The organism is Pseudobutyrivibrio sp. (assembly GCF_017471675.1).
Classification (GTDB): domain Bacteria; phylum Bacillota; class Clostridia; order Lachnospirales; family Lachnospiraceae; genus Pseudobutyrivibrio.
In genome coordinates this window covers 21,731-45,201 of record NZ_JAFUSK010000051.1, presented here as the reverse complement: position 1 = coordinate 45,201, position 23,471 = coordinate 21,731, and the positions used below count along the sequence as shown (strand labels likewise).

Annotated in this window: 19 protein-coding genes; 14 read left to right on the top strand and 5 right to left on the bottom strand. The window is 40.5% G+C overall.

Features of this window, described 5'->3' with window-relative positions; genetic code table 11:
• The first annotated feature begins 42 nt into the window (after positions 1 to 42).
• From ileS to IJ535_RS08695, 9 genes are all read left to right on the top strand, one after another.
• Positions 43 to 3,204, top strand: coding sequence for an isoleucine--tRNA ligase (gene ileS, locus IJ535_RS08735; RefSeq protein ID WP_294301504.1), 3,162 nt, complete (start codon positions 43 to 45; stop codon positions 3,202 to 3,204).
• A gap of 310 nt (positions 3,205 to 3,514) precedes the next feature.
• Positions 3,515 to 5,971, top strand: coding sequence for a glycogen/starch/alpha-glucan phosphorylase (locus tag IJ535_RS08730; RefSeq protein ID WP_294301432.1), 2,457 nt, complete (start codon positions 3,515 to 3,517; stop codon positions 5,969 to 5,971).
• 20 nt (positions 5,972 to 5,991) lie between these two features.
• Positions 5,992 to 6,876 (top strand): CPBP family intramembrane glutamic endopeptidase, encoded by an 885-nt coding sequence (locus IJ535_RS08725; RefSeq protein ID WP_294301429.1) that lies wholly within the window; start codon positions 5,992 to 5,994, stop codon positions 6,874 to 6,876.
• Positions 6,877 to 7,005: 129 nt separating this feature from the next.
• Positions 7,006 to 8,001, top strand: coding sequence for a hypothetical protein (locus IJ535_RS08720; protein WP_294301426.1), 996 nt, complete (start codon positions 7,006 to 7,008; stop codon positions 7,999 to 8,001).
• An 84-nt stretch (positions 8,002 to 8,085) separates the two neighbouring features.
• Positions 8,086 to 9,360: a dihydroorotase gene (locus IJ535_RS08715; protein WP_294301422.1), complete on the top strand. Its 1,275-nt coding sequence runs from the start codon at positions 8,086 to 8,088 to the stop codon at positions 9,358 to 9,360.
• A 187-nt stretch (positions 9,361 to 9,547) separates the two neighbouring features.
• A complete protein-coding gene (gene pyrF, locus IJ535_RS08710) occupies positions 9,548 to 10,468 on the top strand; it encodes an orotidine-5'-phosphate decarboxylase (RefSeq protein ID WP_294301420.1) in 921 nt (306 codons plus the stop codon).
• A gap of 79 nt (positions 10,469 to 10,547) precedes the next feature.
• Positions 10,548 to 11,312 (top strand): dihydroorotate dehydrogenase electron transfer subunit, encoded by a 765-nt coding sequence (locus IJ535_RS08705; RefSeq protein ID WP_294301417.1) that lies wholly within the window; start codon positions 10,548 to 10,550, stop codon positions 11,310 to 11,312.
• The gene (locus IJ535_RS08700) at positions 11,312 to 12,220 is read left to right on the top strand and encodes a dihydroorotate dehydrogenase (RefSeq protein ID WP_294301414.1); all 909 of its coding nucleotides are present in this window, start codon (positions 11,312 to 11,314) and stop codon (positions 12,218 to 12,220) included. The genes IJ535_RS08705 and IJ535_RS08700 overlap by 1 nt, the downstream gene beginning before the upstream one ends.
• A 111-nt stretch (positions 12,221 to 12,331) precedes the next feature.
• Complete coding sequence (locus tag IJ535_RS08695; RefSeq protein ID WP_294301411.1) at positions 12,332 to 13,051, top strand: adaptor protein MecA; 720 nt, start codon at positions 12,332 to 12,334, stop codon at positions 13,049 to 13,051.
• A gap of 151 nt (positions 13,052 to 13,202) precedes the next feature.
• Here the strand turns inward: IJ535_RS08695 and IJ535_RS08690 are convergent, their stop codons facing one another.
• The 5 genes from IJ535_RS08690 to IJ535_RS08670 all read right to left on the bottom strand — a co-directional run bounded on the left by IJ535_RS08690 (position 13,203) and on the right by IJ535_RS08670 (position 17,964).
• The gene (locus tag IJ535_RS08690) at positions 13,203 to 13,805 is read right to left on the bottom strand and encodes a cytidylate kinase-like family protein (protein WP_294301408.1); all 603 of its coding nucleotides are present in this window, start codon (positions 13,803 to 13,805) and stop codon (positions 13,203 to 13,205) included.
• A 36-nt stretch (positions 13,806 to 13,841) separates the two neighbouring features.
• Entirely contained in the window at positions 13,842 to 14,495 is a 654-nt protein-coding gene (locus IJ535_RS08685) for a hypothetical protein (protein WP_294301405.1), read from the bottom strand.
• On the bottom strand, positions 14,495 to 15,991 hold the full coding sequence (locus IJ535_RS08680; RefSeq protein ID WP_294301401.1) for a TrkH family potassium uptake protein: 1,497 nt from the start codon (positions 15,989 to 15,991) through the stop codon (positions 14,495 to 14,497). Before IJ535_RS08680 ends, IJ535_RS08685 begins: the two co-directional genes overlap by 1 nt.
• Before the next feature lie 7 nt (positions 15,992 to 15,998).
• Positions 15,999 to 17,387, bottom strand: a complete 1,389-nt coding sequence (gene trkA, locus IJ535_RS08675) for a Trk system potassium transporter TrkA (RefSeq protein ID WP_294301398.1) — start codon at positions 17,385 to 17,387, stop codon at positions 15,999 to 16,001.
• Between the two features lie 76 nt (positions 17,388 to 17,463).
• Positions 17,464 to 17,964, bottom strand: a complete 501-nt coding sequence (locus IJ535_RS08670) for a hypothetical protein (RefSeq protein WP_294301395.1) — start codon at positions 17,962 to 17,964, stop codon at positions 17,464 to 17,466.
• Between the two features lie 140 nt (positions 17,965 to 18,104).
• On the opposite strand from IJ535_RS08670, the gene guaA reads away from it, so the two are divergent.
• From guaA to IJ535_RS08640, 5 genes are all read left to right on the top strand, one after another.
• Positions 18,105 to 19,652, top strand: a complete 1,548-nt coding sequence (gene guaA, locus IJ535_RS08665) for a glutamine-hydrolyzing GMP synthase (protein WP_294301392.1) — start codon at positions 18,105 to 18,107, stop codon at positions 19,650 to 19,652.
• Between the two features lie 561 nt (positions 19,653 to 20,213).
• Entirely contained in the window at positions 20,214 to 21,011 is a 798-nt protein-coding gene (locus tag IJ535_RS08660; protein WP_294301390.1) for a hypothetical protein, read from the top strand.
• Between the two features lie 170 nt (positions 21,012 to 21,181).
• Complete coding sequence (locus IJ535_RS08655) at positions 21,182 to 22,021, top strand: S66 family peptidase (RefSeq protein ID WP_294301387.1); 840 nt, start codon at positions 21,182 to 21,184, stop codon at positions 22,019 to 22,021.
• A 189-nt stretch (positions 22,022 to 22,210) separates the two neighbouring features.
• Positions 22,211 to 22,693 carry a GNAT family N-acetyltransferase gene (locus IJ535_RS08645; protein ID WP_294301383.1) on the top strand — a complete coding sequence of 161 codons (483 nt, stop codon included), beginning with the start codon at positions 22,211 to 22,213 and terminating at the stop codon, positions 22,691 to 22,693.
• Between the two features lie 54 nt (positions 22,694 to 22,747).
• Positions 22,748 to 23,365, top strand: coding sequence for an HD domain-containing protein (locus IJ535_RS08640; protein ID WP_294301380.1), 618 nt, complete (start codon positions 22,748 to 22,750; stop codon positions 23,363 to 23,365).
• The last annotated feature ends 106 nt before the right edge of the window (positions 23,366 to 23,471 follow it).

Below are 23,471 nucleotides of genomic sequence, written 5' to 3'. Positions count from 1 at the left end.
TCTGACGAGAAAGGATATCCTCATAGAAAGGAATTACTTAATATGTACAACAAAGTAGACGCTAGCCTGAACTTCGTTGAAAGGGAGAAGCAGGTATTGAAGTTCTGGGAAGAGAATGACATCTTCCAGAAGTCAATGGATTCAAGAAAAGAGGGGGAGACTTACACATTTTACGATGGTCCTCCAACAGCAAATGGTAAGCCACACATTGGCCACGTAGAGACACGTGCCATCAAGGACATGATTCCTAGATACCAGACTATGAAGGGTAAATTCGTGCCTAGAAAAGCTGGATGGGATACACATGGACTTCCAGTTGAGCTAGAGGTTGAGAAGCTTCTTGGCCTTAACGGTAAGGAACAGATTGAAGAGTACGGAATGGAGCCTTTCATTAAGCAGTGTAAGGAATCCGTTTGGAAATACAAGGGTATGTGGGAGGATTTCTCAGGAACAGTAGGTTTCTGGGCTGATATGGATAATCCTTACATCACATACGATGATAATTTTATTGAGTCTGAGTGGTGGGCACTTAAGACTATCTGGGACAAGAAGCTTCTTTATAAGGGCTTTAAGATTGTTCCATATTGCCCTCGTTGCGGTACTCCACTTTCAGCACAGGAGGTTGCACAGGGATATAAGACAGTTAAGGAACGTTCAGCAGTTGTTCGTTTCAAAATCAAGGGTGAGGATGCTTACTTCCTTGCATGGACAACAACACCATGGACACTTCCATCTAACCTTGCACTTTGTGTAAACCCTGATGAGACATACATCAAGGTTAAGGCTGTTGATGGATATACATACATCCTTGCAGAGGCACTTGCAGATAAGGTGCTTTCAAAGGTTGCTACAGAAGAGGGCGTTAAGCCTTACGAAGTACTTGAGACATACAAGGGTACAGATTTAGAGTACAAGGAATATGAGCCACTTTTCCAGTGTGCAGGCGTTGCAGCTGAAAAGCAGCACAAGAAGGCTCATTTCGTTACATGTGACTCATACGTTACTATGTCAGATGGTACTGGTATCGTACATATCGCTCCTGCATTTGGTGAGGACGATGCTAAGGTAGGTCGTAAGTATGACCTTCCATTCGTTCAGTTCGTAGATGGCAAGGGTGAGATGACCGAGGAAACTCCTTATGCAGGTCTCTTCGTTAAGAAGGCAGACCCAGAGGTTCTTAAGGACCTTGATAAGGAAGGTAAGCTTTTCGATGCTCCTAAGTTCGAACACGAATATCCACACTGCTGGAGATGCGATACTCCACTTATCTATTATGCTAGAGAATCATGGTTCATCAAGATGACAGAGGTTAAGGATGACCTGATTAGAAATAACAATACAGTTAACTGGATTCCAGAGAACATCGGTAAGGGACGTTTCGGCGATTGGCTTGAGAACGTTCAGGATTGGGGTATTTCTCGTAACCGTTATTGGGGAACTCCACTTAACATTTGGGAATGTCCTGATTGCGGTAAGCAGATTTCTATCGGTAGCCGCAAGGAGCTTGCAGAGCTTTCAGGCAGACCTGAGGCTGAAAAAATCGAGCTTCATCGTCCATACATCGATGAGGTTACATGCACATGTCCAGAATGTAAGGGTACAATGAAGCGTGTACCAGAGGTTATTGACTGCTGGTTCGATTCAGGTGCTATGCCATTTGCTCAGCATCACTATCCATTTGAAAATAAGGAAGTATTTGAACAGCAGTTCCCAGCTAAGTTTATTTCTGAGGCTGTTGACCAGACTCGTGGTTGGTTCTATTCGTTGATGGCTGAATCAACTTTACTTTTCAACAAGGCTCCTTATGAGAACGTTATCGTTTTAGGTCACGTTCAGGATGAGAACGGTCAGAAGATGTCTAAGTCTAAGGGTAACGCTGTTGATCCATTCGATGCACTTGAGAAGATGGGCGCAGATGCAATTAGATGGTACTTCTACACATCTTCAGCTCCATGGATTCCAAAGAGATTTGGTGAGAATGCAGTTATGGAAGGCCAAAGAAAGTTCCTTGGAACTCTTTGGAATACATACGCTTTCTATATCTTATATGCAAACATTGATGAGTTTGATCCTACAAAGTACGAGCTTGATTTTGATAAGCTTGCAGTTATGGATAAGTGGATTCTTTCTCGTCTTAACTCAAGCATCAAGGCTGTTGATGACAATCTTGGCGCGTACAAGATTCCAGAGGCAGCACGTGCTTTAGATGAGTTTGTAGATGATATGTCTAACTGGTATGTTCGTCGTTGCCGTGACAGATTCTGGGCTAAGGGAATGGAGCAGGATAAGATTAATGCTTACATGACTCTTTACACATGCCTTAAGGAAATCTCACTTGCAGCAGCACCAATGATTCCTTTCATGACAGAGGAAATCTACCAGAACATGGTTCGCTCAGTAGATAAGACAGCACCAGAGTCAATCCATCTTTGTGACTTCCCAGTTGTTAATGAAGCATTCATTGACAAGAAGCTTGAGGAAGATATGGATGAGCTTCTTAAGATTGTAGTTCACGGACGTGCTTGCCGTAACACAGCACAGATTAAGAATAGACAGCCAATCGGCCAGATGTACATCAAGGCTGAGCATGAGCTTGATGAAATGTATGTATCTATCATCGAGGATGAGCTTAACGTTAAGAAGGCTACATTTACAGATGATGTATCTTCATTCACATCATACTCATTCAAGCCACAGCTTCGTACAGTAGGACCTAAGTATGGTAAGTTCCTTGGCGGTATCCAGAAGGCACTTGCATCACTTGATGGAAACGCAGCTTATGCAGAGCTTAAGGCAAATGGGGTATTAAGATTGCCAGAGGTTGATGCATCTATCGAGCTTGCAGAGGAAGACTTACTTATCTCTATGGCCCAGACAGAAGGCTTCGTAGCAGACGGAGACAACTACGTAACAGTAGTTCTCGATACAAATCTTTCAGAGGAGCTGCTTGAGGAAGGCTTCGTAAGAGAAATCGTTTCAAAGATTCAGACTATGCGTAAGGAAGCTGATTTCGAGGTTATGGACCGCATCAGCGTAGCATATGCAGGTACCGATAAAGCTAACGAGATTTTCGCTAAGAATAAGAACCTTATCGCAGGCGAAGTTCTTGCAGATGAAATCGCCGAAGGCACCGCCGGCGACCACATCAAAGAATGGAACATCAACGGCGAAAAGGTAACACTAGCAGTAACACGCCGTGGCTAGCCACTACGTTGTGGCTCGCCTGTTACGTGCACAAACAAAATAATTCTACGCTCGACAGCACGTCTCGCTTAAGAAATATTTTATTTGTGCACTACAGGCTATTCTTACTACATTGGAAGCAATTCGTAAACTAGTATAAGCTGTTCTTATCCTTGGCGAGCGCGAGCAGGAGGGCCCCATGTAGTTAAGGAGGGACCCCGAAGGGGAGGTTCCTTTGACTGCAATGGGAGGTGGCCTGCGGGAGCACGGAGAACTAGGAGCAGCTTATACGTCCTACGCACATAATACGTATATAGGAGGGGTTTTGAGTATGAAGAGACAGATGCCAAGTACTAAAGAGATTGAACGCGAAATTGTTAATCGTGTGAAAATCATGTTTAGGAAGGAATTTGAGGAGGCTACCGAGGAGGAGATTTATAGAGCCTGCTCCGAAGTAGTTAACGAGGTAGTTATCGATAATTGGTTGAACACCCAAAAGGAGTTCAATAAACAGGATCCTAAGTGCGTATATTATATGTCTATGGAGTTTTTGATTGGAAGACTCTTAGGCAATAATATGATTAATATGCGTGGCTATACAGAGGTTATGGATGCCCTTGATGAATTAGGGGTAGATATTAATGCAATCGAAGACCAGGAGCCAGATCCAGCTTTGGGAAATGGCGGCTTGGGAAGACTTGCAGCATGCTTCTTGGATTCACTTGCAACACTTCAGTACCCGGCTTATGGCTGTGGTATCAGATACCATTATGGTATGTTTAAGCAAAAGATTGAGGATGGCTATCAGCGTGAGGTTCCAGACAACTGGCTTCAGACAAGATACCCCTTTGAATTGGAGCGCCCAGAGTATGAATTCGAGGTAAAATTTGGTGGTTGGGTTCGTTATGAGAGCCAGCCAGATGGTTCTACCAAGTATGTTCATGAGGGCTACAATTCAGTAATTGCCACACCTTATGATATGCCTGTTACAGGCTTTGATAATGGTATGGTAAATACACTTATGATTTGGGATGCTAAGCCAAAGGAGGTCTTTAGATTAGATTCCTTTGAGCGAGGCGATTATAATAAGGCGGTTGAGGATATGAACCTTGCCCGTAACCTTACAGAGGTTCTTTATCCTAATGATAATCATATACAGGGCAAGGAGCTTCGTTTGAAGCAGCAGTACTTCTTTGTATCTGCTTCATTGCAGCGTGCTCTTGCTAAGTATTTCCGCCATCATAACGATATAATGAGACTTCCTGAGAAGGTAGTTTTCCAGATGAACGATACTCATCCAACACTTACAGTTGCAGAGCTTATGCGACTTCTTATGGATGAGCATGGTCTTGGATGGGATGATGCATGGGAGATTACCACCCATTGTGTGGCTTACACTAACCATACTATCATGTCTGAGGCTCTTGAAAAATGGCCACAGGATATCTTCAAGAATCTGCTTCCACGTATCTACATGATAGTTGAGGAGATTAACCGTAGATTCTGTGATGATATAAGGGCTAAGTTCCCTGGTGATGAGGCAAGGGTAGGCCGTATGGCAATCCTTGCAGATGGTCAGGTTAAGATGGCTCACATGGCTATTGCAGCAGGCTTTTCTGTAAATGGTGTTGCAGCCCTTCATACAGAGATTTTGAAGAATGTTTCTCTTCATGATTTCTACGAGATGTATCCTGAGAAATTTAATAACAAGACTAACGGTATCACCCAAAGACGTTTCTTGATGCATGGCAATTACAAGCTTTCAGATTGGGTAATATCTAAGATTGGCCGTGGTTGGATTACTGATCTTTCTCAGATGGAGAAGCTTGAAAGATACATTGATGATAAGCGCTCTATCGATGAGTTTATCGAGATTAAGCATGAAAACAAAAAGCGTCTGGCTAAATATATCTTTGACCATAATGGCATTGAGGTTGACCCTAATTCAATCTTTGATGTTCAGGTTAAGAGATTGCATGAGTACAAGAGACAGCTTTTAAATATTCTTCATGTAATGTATCTGTACAATCAGATTAAGGAAAATCCAGAGATGGATTTCTTCCCAACTACTTTTATCTTTGGTGCTAAGGCATCAGCCGGATATGAGAATGCTAAGCTTATAATTAAGCTTATTAATAATGTTGCGGCTGTAATCAACAACGATAAATCAATTGATGGCAAGCTTAAGGTTGTATTTATTGAAGATTACAGGGTATCTAATGCTGAATGGATTTTTGCAGCAGCAGATGTTTCAGAGCAGATATCTACAGCTTCTAAGGAAGCATCAGGTACAGGTAACATGAAGTTTATGCTTAATGGTGCAGTTACAATAGGCACTATGGATGGTGCCAATGTGGAGATGTACCAGGATTTAGGCGGTAAGAATATCTTTATCTTCGGTATGAGCTCAGATGAGGTTATTGCTCATGAGAAGAACAATGATTACAATCCTGTAGATATAATGAATAGTGACTACCGTATTCAGAAGGTTCTGCAGCAGCTTGTTAATGGATATTACAGCATTGATAATCCTGAGCTATTCAGACCTTTATACAATTCGTTGCTTAATACACAGTGTACAGCAAAGGCTGATACATACTTTGTATTAAAGGATTTTGCATCTTATGTTGAAGCTCATGAGAAGATTCAGGAGGCTTACAAGGATAGATTTAAGTGGGGACAGATGGCTCTTGAGAATGTAGCTCATGTAGGCAAGTTCTCATCAGACAGAACTATACAAGAATATGTAGACGATATTTGGCATTTAGACAAGCTTGAATTACACTAAATGCAAGTAAGGAAATTGATATGAACCAGAATAAAGACAACAGAGGAAAGTATATTTTTTGGATTTTTATTCCATGTATTTTAGCATTAGTAATCCAGTACATTGCTTCTATTGTAGTATTAGAAGGAAGTGTAGCTTATGTTCTTGGCACCTTTAAAGGGGCAACATGGGATGAGCTGATGGATAGTGTTCTAAAATTAATGTTATCGGATACTGTGAATGGGATTATATATGTTTTATATTCTGCAGTAGGTATGTGTATATTTATCAGCTGCTACCATAAAATGTTTATGGAGAATAAGACATATAGCCTTAAGGGCATTTCAAAAAATATTCCTGTTACTATAGCAGGCCTTTTGATGTTTTGTATTGGTATGCAGTATGTTAGCGTGTTTTTGATGAATGCACTTGGTACAGCCTTCCCAGCATGGATGGAAGAATACGAAATGATTCTTGAAAGTGCAGGTCTTGATGATGAAATATCTGTTTTAATGGGCATATATGCAGTAATTTTAGGGCCAATTGTAGAAGAATTCATTTTCAGAGGAATTACATTTTCTGCGGCCAAAAAGGTTATGCCATATTATCTGGCTATAATTGTTCAGGCAATTCTTTTTGGAGCTTTCCATATGAATGCTATTCAGGGATGCTATGCATTTGTTTTAGGCCTTGGCCTGGGATATATAATGCATCTATATGATAATATTTGGGTAACAATTATGGTTCATATACTGTATAACTTAGTAGGAACATTCTTCTCAGAATTTTTACCATTTAGTGGAGACACATTAATTTCATTTTTCTTTAGCGTGCTGTTAGCTTTGATGGTGACCTATGGCGGTTTGCTTTTATTAAAAAGAAGTGCAGCATCTGTTAAGGAAGAGGACAATTATTCCGATATATAATTACACGGACGATAATCACAGGACCAGGAGGGCGATTGCTTTCCTGGTTTTTCTATTTTAAGAAACCTGTGATGGGAAAACGGAATTTCCTTTTATAAATAGTATCCATCATTTATAGGAGGGAAGAACATGGTAATTCAAAACTCTGAGGTTCAAATGACCTCAAAAAGTAACTATTCAGTTACTACGAAGGCTACTTATCAGGTAAGCCACACTCCAGCTATTAAAATTGGAGACATCACATTTAAGCTTCCAGAAAATGGGGAAGAGAAAGGAGCTAGCGAGGTTAAGGACATTAGTGCACTTGAAGATGAACAAGAAAACTCTCTTTTTGCAAACAGAGAAACCAGAATGCAGACTATGAGCTATTTGCTTAGGGTACTGCTGCTAGGAAGAATCTTTGGGGAAAAGAAGGGGTTTTCTGATATACTAAAGGATTTCTTTGGTGAAAACACAGGCTTTGCACAGACCACATCTGTAAACTATGAAAGGACAGAAACCCAATCCCTTTCCTATTCATCTAAGGGAACGGCATTAACTGCCGATGGTAGAAGAATCAGCTTTGATTACGGCTTTGAAATGTCTGAATCATTACATGAAGAGTACACCAGTATTCAAGAATCCTTTAGCAGATTTATAGACCCATTGGTAATAAATCTATCGGATTCCCCTGCAAATATATCCAATCAAACATTCTTTTTTGATTTAGATGGTGATGGGAACATGGATGAGATAAATAAGCTTGCAGCAGGCCAGGGGTTTTTAGCATTAGATAAGAACGAGGATGGCGAGATTAATGATGGCGGGGAGCTGTTTGGAACCCGTTCAGGAGATGGCTTTGGGGAACTGGCGGTATTTGATGAGGATTGCAATGGCTGGATAGATGAAAATGACCCAATCTTTGAAAAGCTAAGAGTATGGTCTATGAATGAAAAAGGGGATATGGAGCTATATACCCTAAAGCAATCTGATATAGGAGCCATATATTTAGGTAGAATTCCTACAGAATATATTAACCATGACGATGAGCAAAGAGCTCGTGCTGCAATACGTGAATCAGGAATATATTTACATGAATCAGATGGTCGTGCTGGGGGGATTCAGCATGTAGATTTTGCTACTTAAATAGTGGTTTAATTTAGGTTTATTTGTTTCATCTTGAAGAGGTTTATGCTATACTATTGAAAGTTTAGAAGAAAGAGGTATAGCATGAGCCTAATTATCAAAAATGGTAGGGTGATTAACCCACCAACAAACACAGACGAAATATTAGATATTAAGATAGACGGGAACAGTATATCAGCCCTTTCGGCTGGCATTGTTCCCGTTTTTTCTGATGAGGTAATTGATGCCAAGGGCTGTATGGTCTTCCCTGGGTTCATTGATATGCACGTACATTTCAGAGATCCTGGACAGACTGCTAAGGAAGATATTGAAACTGGCTCTAAGGCAGCAGCCAGAGGTGGTGTAACAACAGTGCTTGCAATGCCAAATACGAAGCCTGTTGTTGATAATCCGAAGCTTGTTAAGTATGTGCACGACAAGGGAAAAGCTGTAGGGCTTACCAGGGTACTTCAGGTAGGCTCAGTTACTAAGGGGATGGAAGGCAAGGAGCTTTCTGATTTAGAGGGGATGATTAAAGAAGGAATTCCTGCAATCTCCGAGGATGGCAAATCTGTTATGGATTCAGGTGTGTACCGTGAGGCCATGAAGATTGTGGCAAAAAAGGGTGTACCAGTACTTGCCCACTGCGAGGACATAAATCTTGTTCAGGGTGGAGTAATGAACATGGGTGCAAAGTCTGATTCCATGGGAGAAAAGGGCATCAGCAATGCTGTTGAAAACATTATCGAAGCAAGAGACGTAATGCTTGCAGAGGAAACAGGTGCCACACTTCATCTCTGTCACTGCTCTACAAAGGAAAGCTACGATATTGTTAAGGAGGCAAAGGCCAGAGGCGTTAAGGTGTCTGGTGAGGTTTGCCCACATCATTTTACTCTTACTGAGGAGGACATTGTGCCAGGTGATGGCAACTATAAAATGAATCCTCCTGTAAGAACTGCAGAAGATAGGCAGGCTTTAAGAAAGGGCCTTGCAGAGGGAGTATTTGAGGTAATATCTACAGACCATGCTCCACATACAGCAGAAGAAAAGGCTAAGGGCTTCGCTTCTCCATTTGGAATAGTAGGATTAGAGACAAGCGCAAGCCTTACATACACCGAGCTTGTTCTTGGGGGAGTAATTAGCCCTATGCAGATGGCTGCCTACATGAGTAGCAATCCTGCAAGAATCCTTGGCCTTAATGCTTTAGGCGACCTGTCTGTTGGCAAAACAGCCGACATCACCATTTTCGACCCAAACGTAGAGTATGAAATCCACGCCGCCGATTTCGCCGGCAAATCTAAGAACATGCCCTACGAAGGCCGTAAGGTTACCGGCAAAGTGGTAACCACCATCTTCGGTGGTAAGGTTGTGTATAAATAGCCTGTAGCTGTCAAAGAAAAATATTACTAAGCGAGACTCTCGTCGGGTATGCAATAAATAATTGTAGTGTGTAAAAGTAGCCTGTAGCTGTCAAAGAAAAATATTACTAAGCGAGACATCCTAGTCGAGTGTGTAATATTTATCTTTGATAGCGTAACAGGCGAGATAAAAACCTGGAGGATATATTATGATTTCAAGATTAATTAATCAGATTACTGAGAAGAATGCACCTATTGTTGTGGGACTTGACCCTACTATGAAGCTTATGCCAAAGTCACTGGTTGAGAAGCACATGGCAGAGCAGGGCCAGACCCTAGAGGCAGTTGGCGAGGCCATGTTTGATTATAATAGACAGATTATGGATGCTTGTGCTGATTTGATTCCAGCTGTTAAGCCTCAGATTGCCATGTATGAAAGCTTCGGCATCCCAGGCATGATAGCTTATAAGAAGACTGTTGATTATGCTAAGGAGCTTGGTCTTGTGGTTATCGCAGATATTAAGCGTGGTGATATCGGTTCAACATCTACAGCTTATGCCCTTGGACATCTAGGCTCTGTTCAGGTTGGGGACTATAAGTATCAGGGATTTGACGCAGATATGGCTACAGTAAATCCATATCTTGGTACAGATGGCGTGAAGCCTTTTGTTGATGTTTGTAATGAAGAGGATAAGGGTATTTTCGTACTTTGCAAGACCTCTAATCCTTCTTCTGGTGAGTTCCAGGATAGATTAATTGATGGCAGACCATTGTACGAGCACATGGCTGAAAAGATTGAAGAGTGGGGCAGTGAAAGCATGGATGGCAACTATTCTAATGTAGGTGCTGTTGTTGGTGCCACTTACCCAGAAATGGGTGCAAAGCTTCGTAAGCTTATGCCTCATACATATATCCTTGTGCCAGGATATGGCGCACAGGGAGGCAAAGGCGCAGACCTTGTAAACTTCTTCAATGAAGATGGACTTGGTGCTATCGTAAATTCCAGCCGTGGAATTATCGCAGCCTACCAGCAGGAAAAGTACGCAAAATACGGTGAGGCAAACTTCGCTGAAGCCAGCCGCGCCGCAGTTGAGGATATGCTTGCAGATATTCGTAGCGCGTTAGCATAAAAGGCTTCCCCCCTATATAGGGGGGAAGCTGTCACCGAAGGTGACTGATGAGGGGTAAAAACTAAAAGGAGTCAAATAAATGAAAGTTAAAGAAATAGCGCAGATTGTAGCTTCTAACAAGCTTGCAGATAATATCTACAGTTTGCTTTTAGCTACAACAGCTTCACAATACGCCATCCCTGGCCAATTCATCAACATCTTTTCAAACGATGGAAGCAAGCTACTTCCACGCCCAATCAGCATCTGTGAGATTGATAAGGCACAGGGCACTCTCAGAGTTGTCTACCGTGTAGTAGGCAAGGGAACAGAAGAGTTCTCAAAGCTTCAGGCAGGAGATACTGTAGAAGTTTTAGGACCTCTAGGTAACGGCTTCCCTCTTGAGGCAGGTAAGGCTATCGTAGTAGGTGGTGGTATTGGCGTACCTCCAATGCTAGAGCTTGCTAAGGAACTTAGTGGTGATGTAACAGCAGTACTTGGATATCGTACAGATGATTTGTTCCTTGCTGACGATTTTATTGATGCAGCAGGAGAGGTGATTTTTGCCACAGACGATGGTTCAGCAGGTGTCCACGGAACAGTTGTGGATGCTATGAAGGAAAATGACCTTAAAGCAGATGTAATCTATGCCTGTGGTCCAAAGCCTATGCTAAGAGGTGTGGCAGAGTACGCAGCTTCAATCGGTGCTAAATGCTATGTTTCTATGGAAGAGCGTATGGCATGTGGCGTAGGAGCTTGCCTAGGCTGTGTATGTCAGTCTACAGAGGTAGATGACCATAGCCATGTAAATAATAAGAGAGTATGTAAAGATGGTCCAGTTTTCCTATCAACGGAGGTAGTCCTATAATGAATACTAAGGTTACAATTGCGGGAGTAGAATTTCAAAATCCAATTATGGAGGCCTCTGGAACCTTTGGTTCTGGTATGGAATACTCAGAGTTTGTAGATTTAAATAGATTAGGTGCGGTTGTTACAAAGGGCGTGGCAAATGTACCATGGCCAGGCAATCCTACACCTCGTATTGCAGAGGTAAGTTCAGGAATGCTTAATGCTATTGGCTTGCAGAATCCTGGAGTAGAAGTATTTTGCAATCGTGATCTAAAATTTCTAGAAAATTATAAAGATACTCGTGTTCTGGTTAATGTTTGCGGTCATTCAGCCGAAGAATATATTGAGGTGGTTGATAGATTGGCAGAAGAGAGCAGGGTTGATATGCTTGAAATCAACATATCATGTCCTAATGTAAAGGAAGGCGGTATCGCCTTTGGACAGGACCCTAAGGCAGTAGAGAAAATCACGAGGCTTGTAAAGAAGCATGCCAAGCAGCCAATTGTTATGAAGCTTTCTCCGAATGTTACAGACATCAAGGTTATGGCAAAGGCAGCAGAGGCCGGAGGAGCAGATGCAATTTCGCTTATCAATACTCTTACAGGAATGAAAATCGATGTAGAGCGTCAAAACTTTGTTCTGGCAAATAAGACCGGAGGTATGTCTGGCCCAGCAGTTCATCCAATAGCAGTTAGAATGGTATATGAATGTGCAAACGCAGTGAACATCCCAATCATCGGAATGGGTGGCGTCAGCACATGGGAAGATGCAGTGGAAATGATGTTGGCAGGTGCTACAGCAGTGTCTGTTGGAACAGCAAATTTCTATAATCCTACAGCCACAGTGGATATACTTGATGGTGTTATAGATTATATGAATCGGAAGAAAATAGACGATATAAATGATATCGTCGGAATAGTTAAATAATATAAAACTAGTTCTTAAAACTTTCACACAATATATACAGAAATTTCCGTGACACTTTTAATTCGATTTGCTAAACTTTTATTACGTCCATATTTGAAAGGAGGGGAGCTGATGAAGTTCAAGAAGATAGGTGAGGACAAAATTAGATGTGTCATCACTAAAGAAGAAATGGAAATGAGCGGCATGGAGCTTGGTGATTTCGTCAGTGACCAGGAAAAGACCCAGAGCTTTATTAGGGATATTTTAGCAGAGGCGTGTGAAACACTTGGTATTGAGACTCATGCAAAGGCATATAGTGTTCAGATGACAGTTATGCCACAGGGTGATGTTGCATTACTTATATCCCCGGATTCAAGCAGCGGACTTGCCACTGCAATTGAGGAATTGAAGAAGCATTTAACTGGTTTACAGGAAACACTATCTACCACAAAAAATACAACAGGTTCTACACCGGCTATGGTAGCAGCTGGCCCTGGCACAGCAGATGTGCCGGTTCAGAAGGCTCAGGCTATAACTGATGACACAGATGAGGTAACAGCCCAGTATTTGGATACACCACTTTGGGCAATCTTACCTGATTTGGATGCAGCTATTTTACTATGCAAGCATCTTCCAAAGTACGATGGAATGCAGAGTGCACTTTATCGCTACGGTGATGACTATTACATCAAGCTTAACTTTGAGCTTACACGTCGTCAGATATCAGCAGTAATCTTAGTTTTAGCAGAATTTGCTACACAGATGTTTACAGAAAGCTTCGACGGAGCATTCTTGCTAGAGCATGGAGATTTAATCTGCGACGATTGCGTAAATGTATTATCGCAGGTATAAAAAAATAAAACACCCCCCTGTAGTTTTACATGCTCCCGCAAGCCATCTCCCATTGGAGTCAAGGGAACCTCCCTAAAGGGTCCCTCCTTAACTCCATGGGGCCCTCTTGCTCGCGCTTGCCGACTATTACGAGGGGTGTTCTTTCTTTGTTTTATTCCGGAAATGCACCGGCTAATTCACATATAGTCTTTACGCACATCTCTTCACCAAGAGATCCACTATCTAAGATAACATCATATTCTCTGAAATCACCCCAGCTTTTATCAGTGTAATATTTGTAGTAAGTTTTACGCTGCTTGTCCTTCTTAGCAAGACGCTTTTCGATACTTACATTTTCGATGTTTTCATAGCGCTCCAGCACTCGTTTTTTTCTGTGCTCCATATCTGCGTGAATCATAACATTCATGCAGCGTACACCTTCTTTTCTAAGGATGTAATCGGCGCATCTACCAACGATAACGCAAGGCCCCTTGCTTGCACAATCAAGGATAACCTTTTTCTGTGCGATGAAGATTTCATCCTGAGGACTTTGGAAATACATTGTTCCAGCAGCAGAAATATCAAACCACATTGCTGTAGAAGATGTATATTCTCCCTGGGTTTCTATAAGCTCTTTTGCATAGCCACTTTCCACAGCTACACGATTAACAATTTCTCCGTCATAAAATGGGATATTCAACTGTTTTGCAACAGCCTCGCCAATGCTATGACCGCCGCTGCCAAATTCTCTTGAAATAGTAATTACTGGATACATAGTGGTTTCCCTCCAATCATTTTTCTTATCTATAGTTTAAAGAAAATTGGCGAAAAAGTCAAAAAGAGTCTGATTTATCTGATTATTAATACAGGCTCCATTTTCAGCGTATTCTCCACTGTCTCCACAAATATCTACACCAAGTATCTGGCGGTTTTTAATAATTTCTTTCAGATAAGAAATCATTTCATCAATAGTCATATCACCCTGGTCCCAATCAGTGACGGCAAAATCTGTTGAAAGTACATCCTTATCAATGGAAATATATATAGGGATATCCGTTGGAATTTGGCTAATATCTGGAAATTCCCCTACACCAAAGGTAAATACCTGCTTAAGGTTAGAAAGCTCTGTAGTAGCCTCTAAAACCCATCCACCGCAGGATGTAATTTGTCCAAAGCTAGGTGGCTGGTTATCAGGATGATGGTCAAAAAGAATCAGATTAAATGGTGTATTAATCCTTTGCAACCACAGTAATGTAAGATAGTGGTAGTTGCCAGAATCGATAAAATGGAGTCCATTTAAAGAAGCAGCCTCCATTCTTTTAAGAAGCTGCTCCTTAGCTAAGTCGTCCAAATAACAGCGTGTACCTTCTATGTCACGGCAGTCGATAATTTTTATATTTTCTTTTGATTTGTAAAAAGACTGATGCTCGAAAGCATCAGTCATCTTCATAATAGTTGTTTGCATTATTTTAATACTTTTCCTGCGTTCTTTAATTCTTTACAACGACGTTTTGAGAATAAATCGTTCCAAATCTTAGGGTGGAATAGCATAAGAATTGGGAACAATTCAAGTCTTCCTGCAAGCATATCAAAAATCAATACAATCTTTGATAAATCAGAGAAGAATCCAAAGTTGGCTGCTGGTCCTACCAGGCTAAGACCTGGTCCAATGTTACTCATTGTGGCAATCACAGCTGTAAATACTGTAGAAAAATCAAGGTTTTCAAATGATAGTATAAATGCACTAACAAAGAATATCAGCATAAATGTGCCGAAGAATACGTTGTTAGAACGGATTGTTTCGTGGTTAACCGGCTTGCCATCCATGAGAGTCTTTCTGACGCTACGAGGATGAATGTAGCTAATAAGCTCCTTATGAACCGCCTTGCCCATAAGCACGAAGCGGGAAACCTTGATACCACCACCTGTAGAACCGGCACAAGCACCGATAAACATGAGAAGTACAAGTACACATCTGCTGGCCTGTGGCCACTGAGCAAAATCAGCAGTAGAAAAACCGGTAGATGATTGAACTGATGTAACCTGGAATGCCGCCTTAGTGAGGGCATCGAAAAGCCCTGCACTGCTTCCTAATGTATTTACAGTAATAATACCAATAGAAATAGCAGTCAGGAAGGAATACATTCTAACTTCTTCCATTCTAAATGCGTCTCTTGCATGGTGGAAGAGCACATAATAGTAAAAGTTAAAATTAACACCAAATATAAACATGAATATTGCAATAATCCATTGGCTGGCCACATTAAATCCAGCGCAGCTGTCTGCGTAAATACCAAATCCACCAGTACCTGCTGTAGCAATGGCTGTATTGATTGCCTCAAATGGTGTCATGCCTGCAATTAACAAAAGAATAAATTCAAGTGCACATAATCCCAAGTAAATCAAATAAAGCATCTGGGCAGTATTCTTAAGTTTTGGAACAAGCTTTCCAACAGAAGGTCCAGGGGACTCAGCCTTCATAAGATTGAACTGAGAACCATCACCACCTGCAAGGGGAATAACTGTAAGCAGGAATACTAAAACTCCCATACCACCAACAAGGTGAGTGAAGCTTCGCCAAAACAGTGATGCATGGCTAAGAAGCTCTACATTATCAATGATGGAAGCACCTGTTGTGGTAAAACCTGAAACTGCCTCAAACAATGCATCAATATAATGTGGAATCTCGTCACTAAGGTATAGTGGAAGAGCACCAATTATAGAAAGCACCACCCATGAAGCTCCGGTACAAAAGAAGCCTTCTTTCAAATAAAAGGAAAACTGCTTTGGCTTGAAATAGCTATTTACTATTCCAATCAGAAGACATGGAACTGCAACAATTGCATAGTCAATCCATACATTTTCATGATAAATTACAGCAACAAGTATGGGAAGCATCAAAAACAATCCCATAAATCCAATAACATAACCTAAAATAAAACGAATAACGGAATGATTCATAATCCGACTACCTCAAAGTATCAAGTATTGTGGCAAAGCCTGTGTGTGTAGTAACAACCATTACTGTGTCTCCAACCTCTATTGTGTCAGAACCACTAGGAATAATGATTGTACCATTACGATTGATAAATGCAATTAACACGTTATCTTTAAACTGGAGCACTGAAAATGGTACGCCAACAGCCTTTGACTTTTCACTAATGTTGAATTCGATAGCTTCAACCTTCTGATCAAATAAATGATAAAGTGTAAGGATATCATCACCATCACCTGAAGCACTTTTGGCACGTACGTATGCAATGATAGATTCTGCAGTGATATGGCGTGGATAAATCACTGAACCCAAATTCAATTGTGATAATACATTATCAAAGTTAATGCGGTTAACCTTTGTGATAACCTTGGCATTGCTAACCTGATTTGCATAAAGTGTAAGAAGGATGTTTTCTTCATCAATTCCTGTTAGAGGAACGAAGCTTTCTACATATTCGATACCTTCTTCACGAAGCAAGGATTCATCGCCACCATCACCATTAATAATAGTAGCCTTTGGTAAGGCAATAGAAAGCTCCTCGCAACGCTCCTTATTACGCTCGATAATTCTAACGTTAATTCTAGCCTGTAATAATAGTTTAGCAAGATAGAAGGAAGCCTTACCACCACCAACAATCAAGCAATCCTTAACCTGTCTTGTCTTGAATCCAATCTCACTAAGGAATGTACGTGCAAATCTTCTGGCACCTACAGCAGATACAATATCATCTGCATGTAATACAAAATCACCAGTAGGAATTACAACATCGTTGCCTCTTTTAACAGCGGAAATAAGCACCTTGCTGGTAATAGCAGAAGACAAATCCTTAATTGTAAGACCATCTAACACATTACCTTCTTCAATCTTAAACTCAACAAGTTCAGCCTGCCCGTGAGCAAAAGAAGAAACCTCTAAGGTAGAAGGAAGCGAAAGAATAGATGATATTTCTCTTGCAGCTTCAAACTCAGGATTGATAACCATTACAAGGCCGAGCTTCTCCTGTAAATATGAAATTTCTTTTGAATAATCAGGATTTCGAACTCTTGCGATAGAAGCACAATCACCTACCTGCTTTGCAATAGTGCAGCATAATAGATTAAGCTCATCAGAGTTTGTGACGGCAATAATGAGGTCAGCGTCCTTAATACCGGCTTCTAGCTGAATGCTATAGCTGGCACCATTACCCTGGATTCCCATTATGTCATATAGATTTGTTAGATTATCAATTCTGTCTTGATCTTTATCTATGATAACAATATCGTGGCCTTCCTTGGAAAGTCTATCCACAAGTGTGCGACCAACCTTTCCACAGCCAACGATGATAATCTTAAGTCCTCGTTTTGAGGTTTTTTCAAAAATCATTATATTGCCTCCAATAAAAAAATGGGATACACAAGTACCCACTCATACTCTAGTCCAAAAGAGGCAAAAGTGCAAGCTAAATTCTAACATCTACTTTGCGGGTGATTTTTTTAGCGGTATCATATAGGCTATTCAGGTATTCGCTGTCCACATCAAAAAAGCTGTCAATCTTCTTAGAAGAGTAGGTTTTGGAAGCATTTTCATATAGTGACATGGTTCCATCTTTATTTACAGTGATACCGATTTTTTGCAATTCTGACGCGTAATCATTATTAAGCCTCTTTAACTTTGACACAGCGTTTTTGACAGATGTATCACCTGCCCCATATTTTGATGCGGATGTAATTGTATTATTCACTGTATCCGTAAAGGCCTTTAGCTTCTCCTGGATTAAGGTCTTAGATGCGTCCTCAAATTCATAGTCCTGCAGCTTTCTAATGGCATTGCGCAAAGCACTGGCATCTGCCATAGACAATGTGCCAGTAAGCTCGTTGTTTCTAGATGAGCCATGGGAGATAGAGGCATTGCCATTATAAAACAATCTTAAGCTTAATGAATTAGTTACACTTATATTCATAGGAACTCCTTTAGACGAAAATCAAGGTTCTACATATTGTATCGAATGAAATCCTATTTATATTAATGTTTTTGGTTGAAGAATTTGAAAATTTAATCTATACTTTAGGAAAATTTATAACAAACACATAAGGAGTATCTATGAACCAGGAGAAAGTCATCGTTATCGATTTTGGCGGACAGTACAATCAGCTTGTGGCTCGTCGTGTCAGAGAATGTAATGTCTACTGCGAAATCTATTCTTATCGTACCCCGTTAGAAGAAATCAAAAAAATGAATCCAAAGGGAATTATTCTAACTGGTGGACCAAATTCATGCTACGAAGAAGGAGCACCTACCTATACTAAGGAGCTTTTTGAACTTGGTATACCAGTGCTTGGTCTTTGCTACGGCGCACAGCTTATGATGCATGTGCTTGGTGGCAAGGTTGAAAAGGCACCAGTTCGTGAATACGGCAAAACTGAGACCTTTATTGATGGAGCTTATGATTCATTATTCGCAGGAGTGGATAAGTCTACTATAGTATGGATGAGTCATTTTGATTACATTTCTAAGGTGGCTCCTGGATTTGAAATCCTTGCACATACAGCAGATTGCCCGGTTGCAGCAGCTGGGTGCTTAGATAAGAACCTATACGCTATTCAGTTCCATCCAGAGGTTCTTCACACTGTGCAGGGTAAGGAAATTTTATTTAACTTTGTTCGTAATATCTGTGGTACAGAAGGTAGCTGGCGCATGGACTCCTTTGTAGAGCATACAATAGCAGAGATTAGAGAGCGTGTTGGTTCTGGTAAGGTGTTACTTGCACTTTCTGGTGGTGTTGATTCATCAGTTCTTGCAGCACTTCTTGCTAAGGCAATTGGTAAGCAGCTTACTTGCGTATTCGTAGACCACGGTCTTCTTCGCAAGAATGAAGGTGACGAGGTAGAGTCAGTATTTGGTTCAGCTGGTTCTTTTGATATTAATTTTGTTCGTGTAAACGCAGCACAGCGTTACTACGCTAAGCTCGCAGGTGTTACAGAGCCAGAGCAGAAGCGTAAGATAATAGGTGAGGAATTTATCCGTGTATTTGAGGAAGAAGCTAAAAAGATTGGCACAGTAGACTTCCTTGCACAGGGTACTATTTATCCAGACGTTGTTGAGTCAGGACTTGGTGGTGAGTCAGTTGTAATTAAGTCTCACCACAATGTAGGCGGTCTTCCTGATTATGTTGATTTCAAGGAAATCATCGAGCCGCTTCGCAACCTATTCAAGGACGAGGTTCGCAAGGTTGGCTTAGAGCTTGGCTTACCAAAATACCTGGTATTCCGTCAGCCATTCCCAGGCCCAGGCCTTGGAATCCGTATCATCGGTGAAGTTACAGAAGAAAAGGTTCGCATTGTACAGGATGCTGACTATATTTACCGTACTGAGCTTGCTGAAGCAGGCCTTAAGAAGCTTCCAGACCAGTACTTCGCAGCCCTTTCCAACATGCGTTCCGTTGGCGTTATGGGAGACGAGCGCACCTATGACTACGCCGTAGTCCTTCGTGCCGTAGAAACTATCGACTTTATGACAGCAGAAGCATCTGAGATTCCATTCGAGGTATTGCAGCGCGTCATGAGCCGTATCATAAACGAGGTCAAGGGCGTTAACCGCGTAATGTACGACCTTACTTCTAAGCCACCTGGAACAGTGGAACTTGAGTAACAAAAATTGGAGCCCCGGAAACATTGAAAATTCAATGTTTCCGGGGCTTTTTTGATACTATTCGTCATAGCATATTGATAAAGTAGTAAGTTTTTCTGTTGACATTTCTTTGGATAGGAGTTATATTCATAGCTGTCGTTTGCAGGAGTGGTGTAATATATCACTATCAAGGCAGAATTTTCATTTCGCCAATTATTCCAAGATGAATTTATTAGATTTATTTGCGGATTTTACTTAGTTATGCATCCTACAATAGGAATTTGTGAATTGGGATGCATTCAAAATATGGAGTATGCATCCCATTAGTGAGATTTTTGTTATAGGATGCACGGCTAATGTTATGTATGCATCCTGTTGTTTAAAAGCACTTATAAGGATGCATAAAGAGCTACTACATTTTTTATTGGGAACGAAATCCCGTTGGATTTCTGAAAAACATGCATCCCAAATGGGTAAAAGGTGGTAGCGGGATGCATATTTGAAAATTAAATAAATTTCAATGCATCCCAAAAACATAGTTCCCGTAGATGGGATGCATGTAAGAAAGAAATGGAGGAAAATTTGAGAAATTATAAGGAAGAACTAGAAGAACAGTTAAGAGAACTGGATGAATTAATAAAGGTAAATACAAAGAATTTGACTAAATTAAAGAACCTACCGGATTATGGAGTGAAAGCTTCAACTGTTAGAGGCTGTCATCAATACTATTTTGTAGATAAAGAGTCAGGTAAACGCAAGTATGCCGGAAAAGAGAAATATAAGCTTATAAAGAAATTGATTCAAAAGGAATATGCTGTTTCAGTAGATAAGAAGCTATTTGATTTACGGAATAGATTAAACAAGTTTATTTTAGGCTATGACATAAATTCTATTGAGGCACTGTATGATAAATTGCCTGATTCCAGAAAGAATATGTTAGTTCCGTTAGTAGAACCAACATCGGTTTTTATACAAAGATGGTTAGAGCAACATCCCGGTAACCAAAATACTTTTCCAGAAAAAGGTCTATATCAGACAAATCGCGGGGAGATGGTACGTTCTAAATCTGAAAAGATTATCGCAGATGCATTGGCCAAGTACAAGGTCCCTTACCAATACGAGCCTATGTTGGAACTTGGATATAGCACAGTTTATCCTGATTTTGTTGTCCTTAACCTGCGCACTAGAAAGACTATTTACTGGGAGCATTTGGGAATGACATCTGATATAGAGTATGCTGTAAAGAATTTTAAAAAGATACAAGCCTATGAAAAAAATGGTTATTGGCAAGGAAGAGATTTGATTACAACGATGGAATCCTCAGATGAGCCTATAGATGTGAAGCTTGTTGAGGAGAAAATAAGAGAGTTTCTTTTATAATAGGCTTTTGAGGATTATATTTATGTACCTATATATTGTAAGATTTTTTGATATTAGATAAAATGCGTATATGCAACATATATAGTATTATGAGAAGAAGTTGAAATTGCAAAATATCCTTTTACAATTTTGAAACATAAGAAGCTACGGAGAATGACGGGAAGGTACTAATGAAAGTAGGAATAACAGCATGCTCGGACGGGCAATTGAAAGAATGGGAAAAGCAGAATGAGGAATTAGAAACAATTCTTTATGAACAAGGAATAGAGGTTGTGTTTGCAAAACATATCTACGTTAAGGAAGATTCATTTAGCGGAACGGATGAGGAACGCGCTGAGGATTTGATGGGCTTTTATCAAGATGATTCTATTGATGCCATATATGATATATCCGGTGGAGATTTGGCAAATGGCGTTTTGAAATACTTGGATTGGGATGTTATTGCGGCTACCAATAAAATGTTTTGGGGCTACAGTGACCTTACAACTATAATAAATGCTATTTTTACAAAAACGGGAAAATCTTCTGTTTTGTATCAGATTAAGAACTTGGTTTATGCTAATGGCGAACTTCAGAGAAAACGATATGCGGAGTTTGTATCCCAAAAGAATAATGAATTGTTTGATATTAAATATACATTTCTTCAGGGTGAACGAATGGAAGGCATTGTTGTAGGTGGAAATATAAGATGCTTGCTAAAACTGGCGGGAACAGAGTACTGGCCTGATATGAAAGGCAGAATTCTTTTATTGGAAGCGTATGGCGGTAAGATTAGCCAAATAGCGGCGCTGTTTACGCAACTTGAACAGATGGGAGTGTTTAAACAAGTAGAGGGAATAATACTTGGAACATTTACAGCGTATGAAAAGTCAGGCGCAAAACAAAGTGTATTTGATTTGCTAAAAGGACATATTCCTAATACATTGCCTGTGGCTAAAACATCTGAAATAGGACATGGCACGGATTCGAAGGCAATTGTTATTGGACATAATATGGAATTGAGGAGCTAGGTGGACGAGTACAGGATGGAAAGACTCTTGAATATTTAAAAGGTCATGAGGTCATTTCTGTTTGCCCTGAAGTTTTAAGGTGGTCTACCTATTCCAAGGGAATCAGCGGAAATAATTGATGGAGTTGTAAGGCATAAGGATGGTAGTTCTGTGGATGCAGACTTGTAGTAATAAGAAATGGAGGACAACATGCGGGTAATCGAGAAAGCTACAGCAAAAGACAAAGACGAAATTCTTAAACTATATAAATCCCAGCTGGGTAGAAAATATTGCCCATGGAATGAAGACTATCCTTCAATGGAAACAATAGATTTTGATTTATCTAGAGATGCGTTACTTATAATGAGAGAAGAGGGCAAGATAATAGCCGCAATATCTGTTGATGACGATAAAGAGGTTAACAATTTGGAGTGTTGGACATCTGAATTACAACCTGGCGGAGAACTTTCACGTCTTGCAGTCAGCCCTGATTGTCAAAGTAAAGGCTTAGCAAAAGAAATGATAGAAACAGGCTTGGAAGAGCTAAGAGATAGAAGCTATAAAAGCCTGCATTTCTTGGTAAACAGACATAATTTAAAAGCACTTAAATGTTATTCTGCCTTTCCATTTAACAAGGTTGGCGAGTGCGAGATATATGAGCAGCCAATGCTTTGCTATGAGATGGAGTTGTAATGGATATCAGGGATAGTGGGATTATTAAAGCGCAAGTGCAATGGAGGAGATTAGATGTTACCAACAGCTGATGAGGCAATTGAAGAGTTAGAAATAGCAGGCAGACTTAATCCAGGTCCTTGGGTTAAGCATTCTATGAATACAGGAGCTGCAGCCAAATATATTGCAGAAAAAGTGCCGGGGCTAGATTCTGAAAAAGCCTATATTTGTGGGCTTTTGCATGATATAGGCAGAAGAGCTGGAATAACCGATATTCCGACCCATGTTTATGATGGATATAAATATTGTATGGAAAAAGGCTGGGATGAGGTGGCCAGAATCTGCATGACCCATTCTTATCTTCGAATGCAGGATGAGTTCAGTTATGAGCCTGAAACTGAACATGAGAAGGTCATAAAGGATTACATCATGAATTACGGAGAGCCAGATGATTATGATAAGTTAATTCAATTATGCGATTCTCTTGCAACAGATTATGGCTTTGTTATTTTAGAAAAGCGATTTGTTGATGTCACAAGAAGATATGGCATTATGGAAGGCTATATCAAAGGGTGGGAAGTAGCATTTAGTATAAAAGAGTATTTTGAAGAGCTGATGGGCTGCTCAATTTATGATGTACTTCCTGGGATAGAAAAAACTACGTTGATGACACCAAGACCTTGGGGAATATGAAAGGTGCAGATGTACGAGCCTGGGAAGGCTTGTTGCAAATAGGGAAGTTCATGTTCTTAAGAGAGCAAAGGAATTATTGAAGCTATAATCAGGTTAGGATTGGATA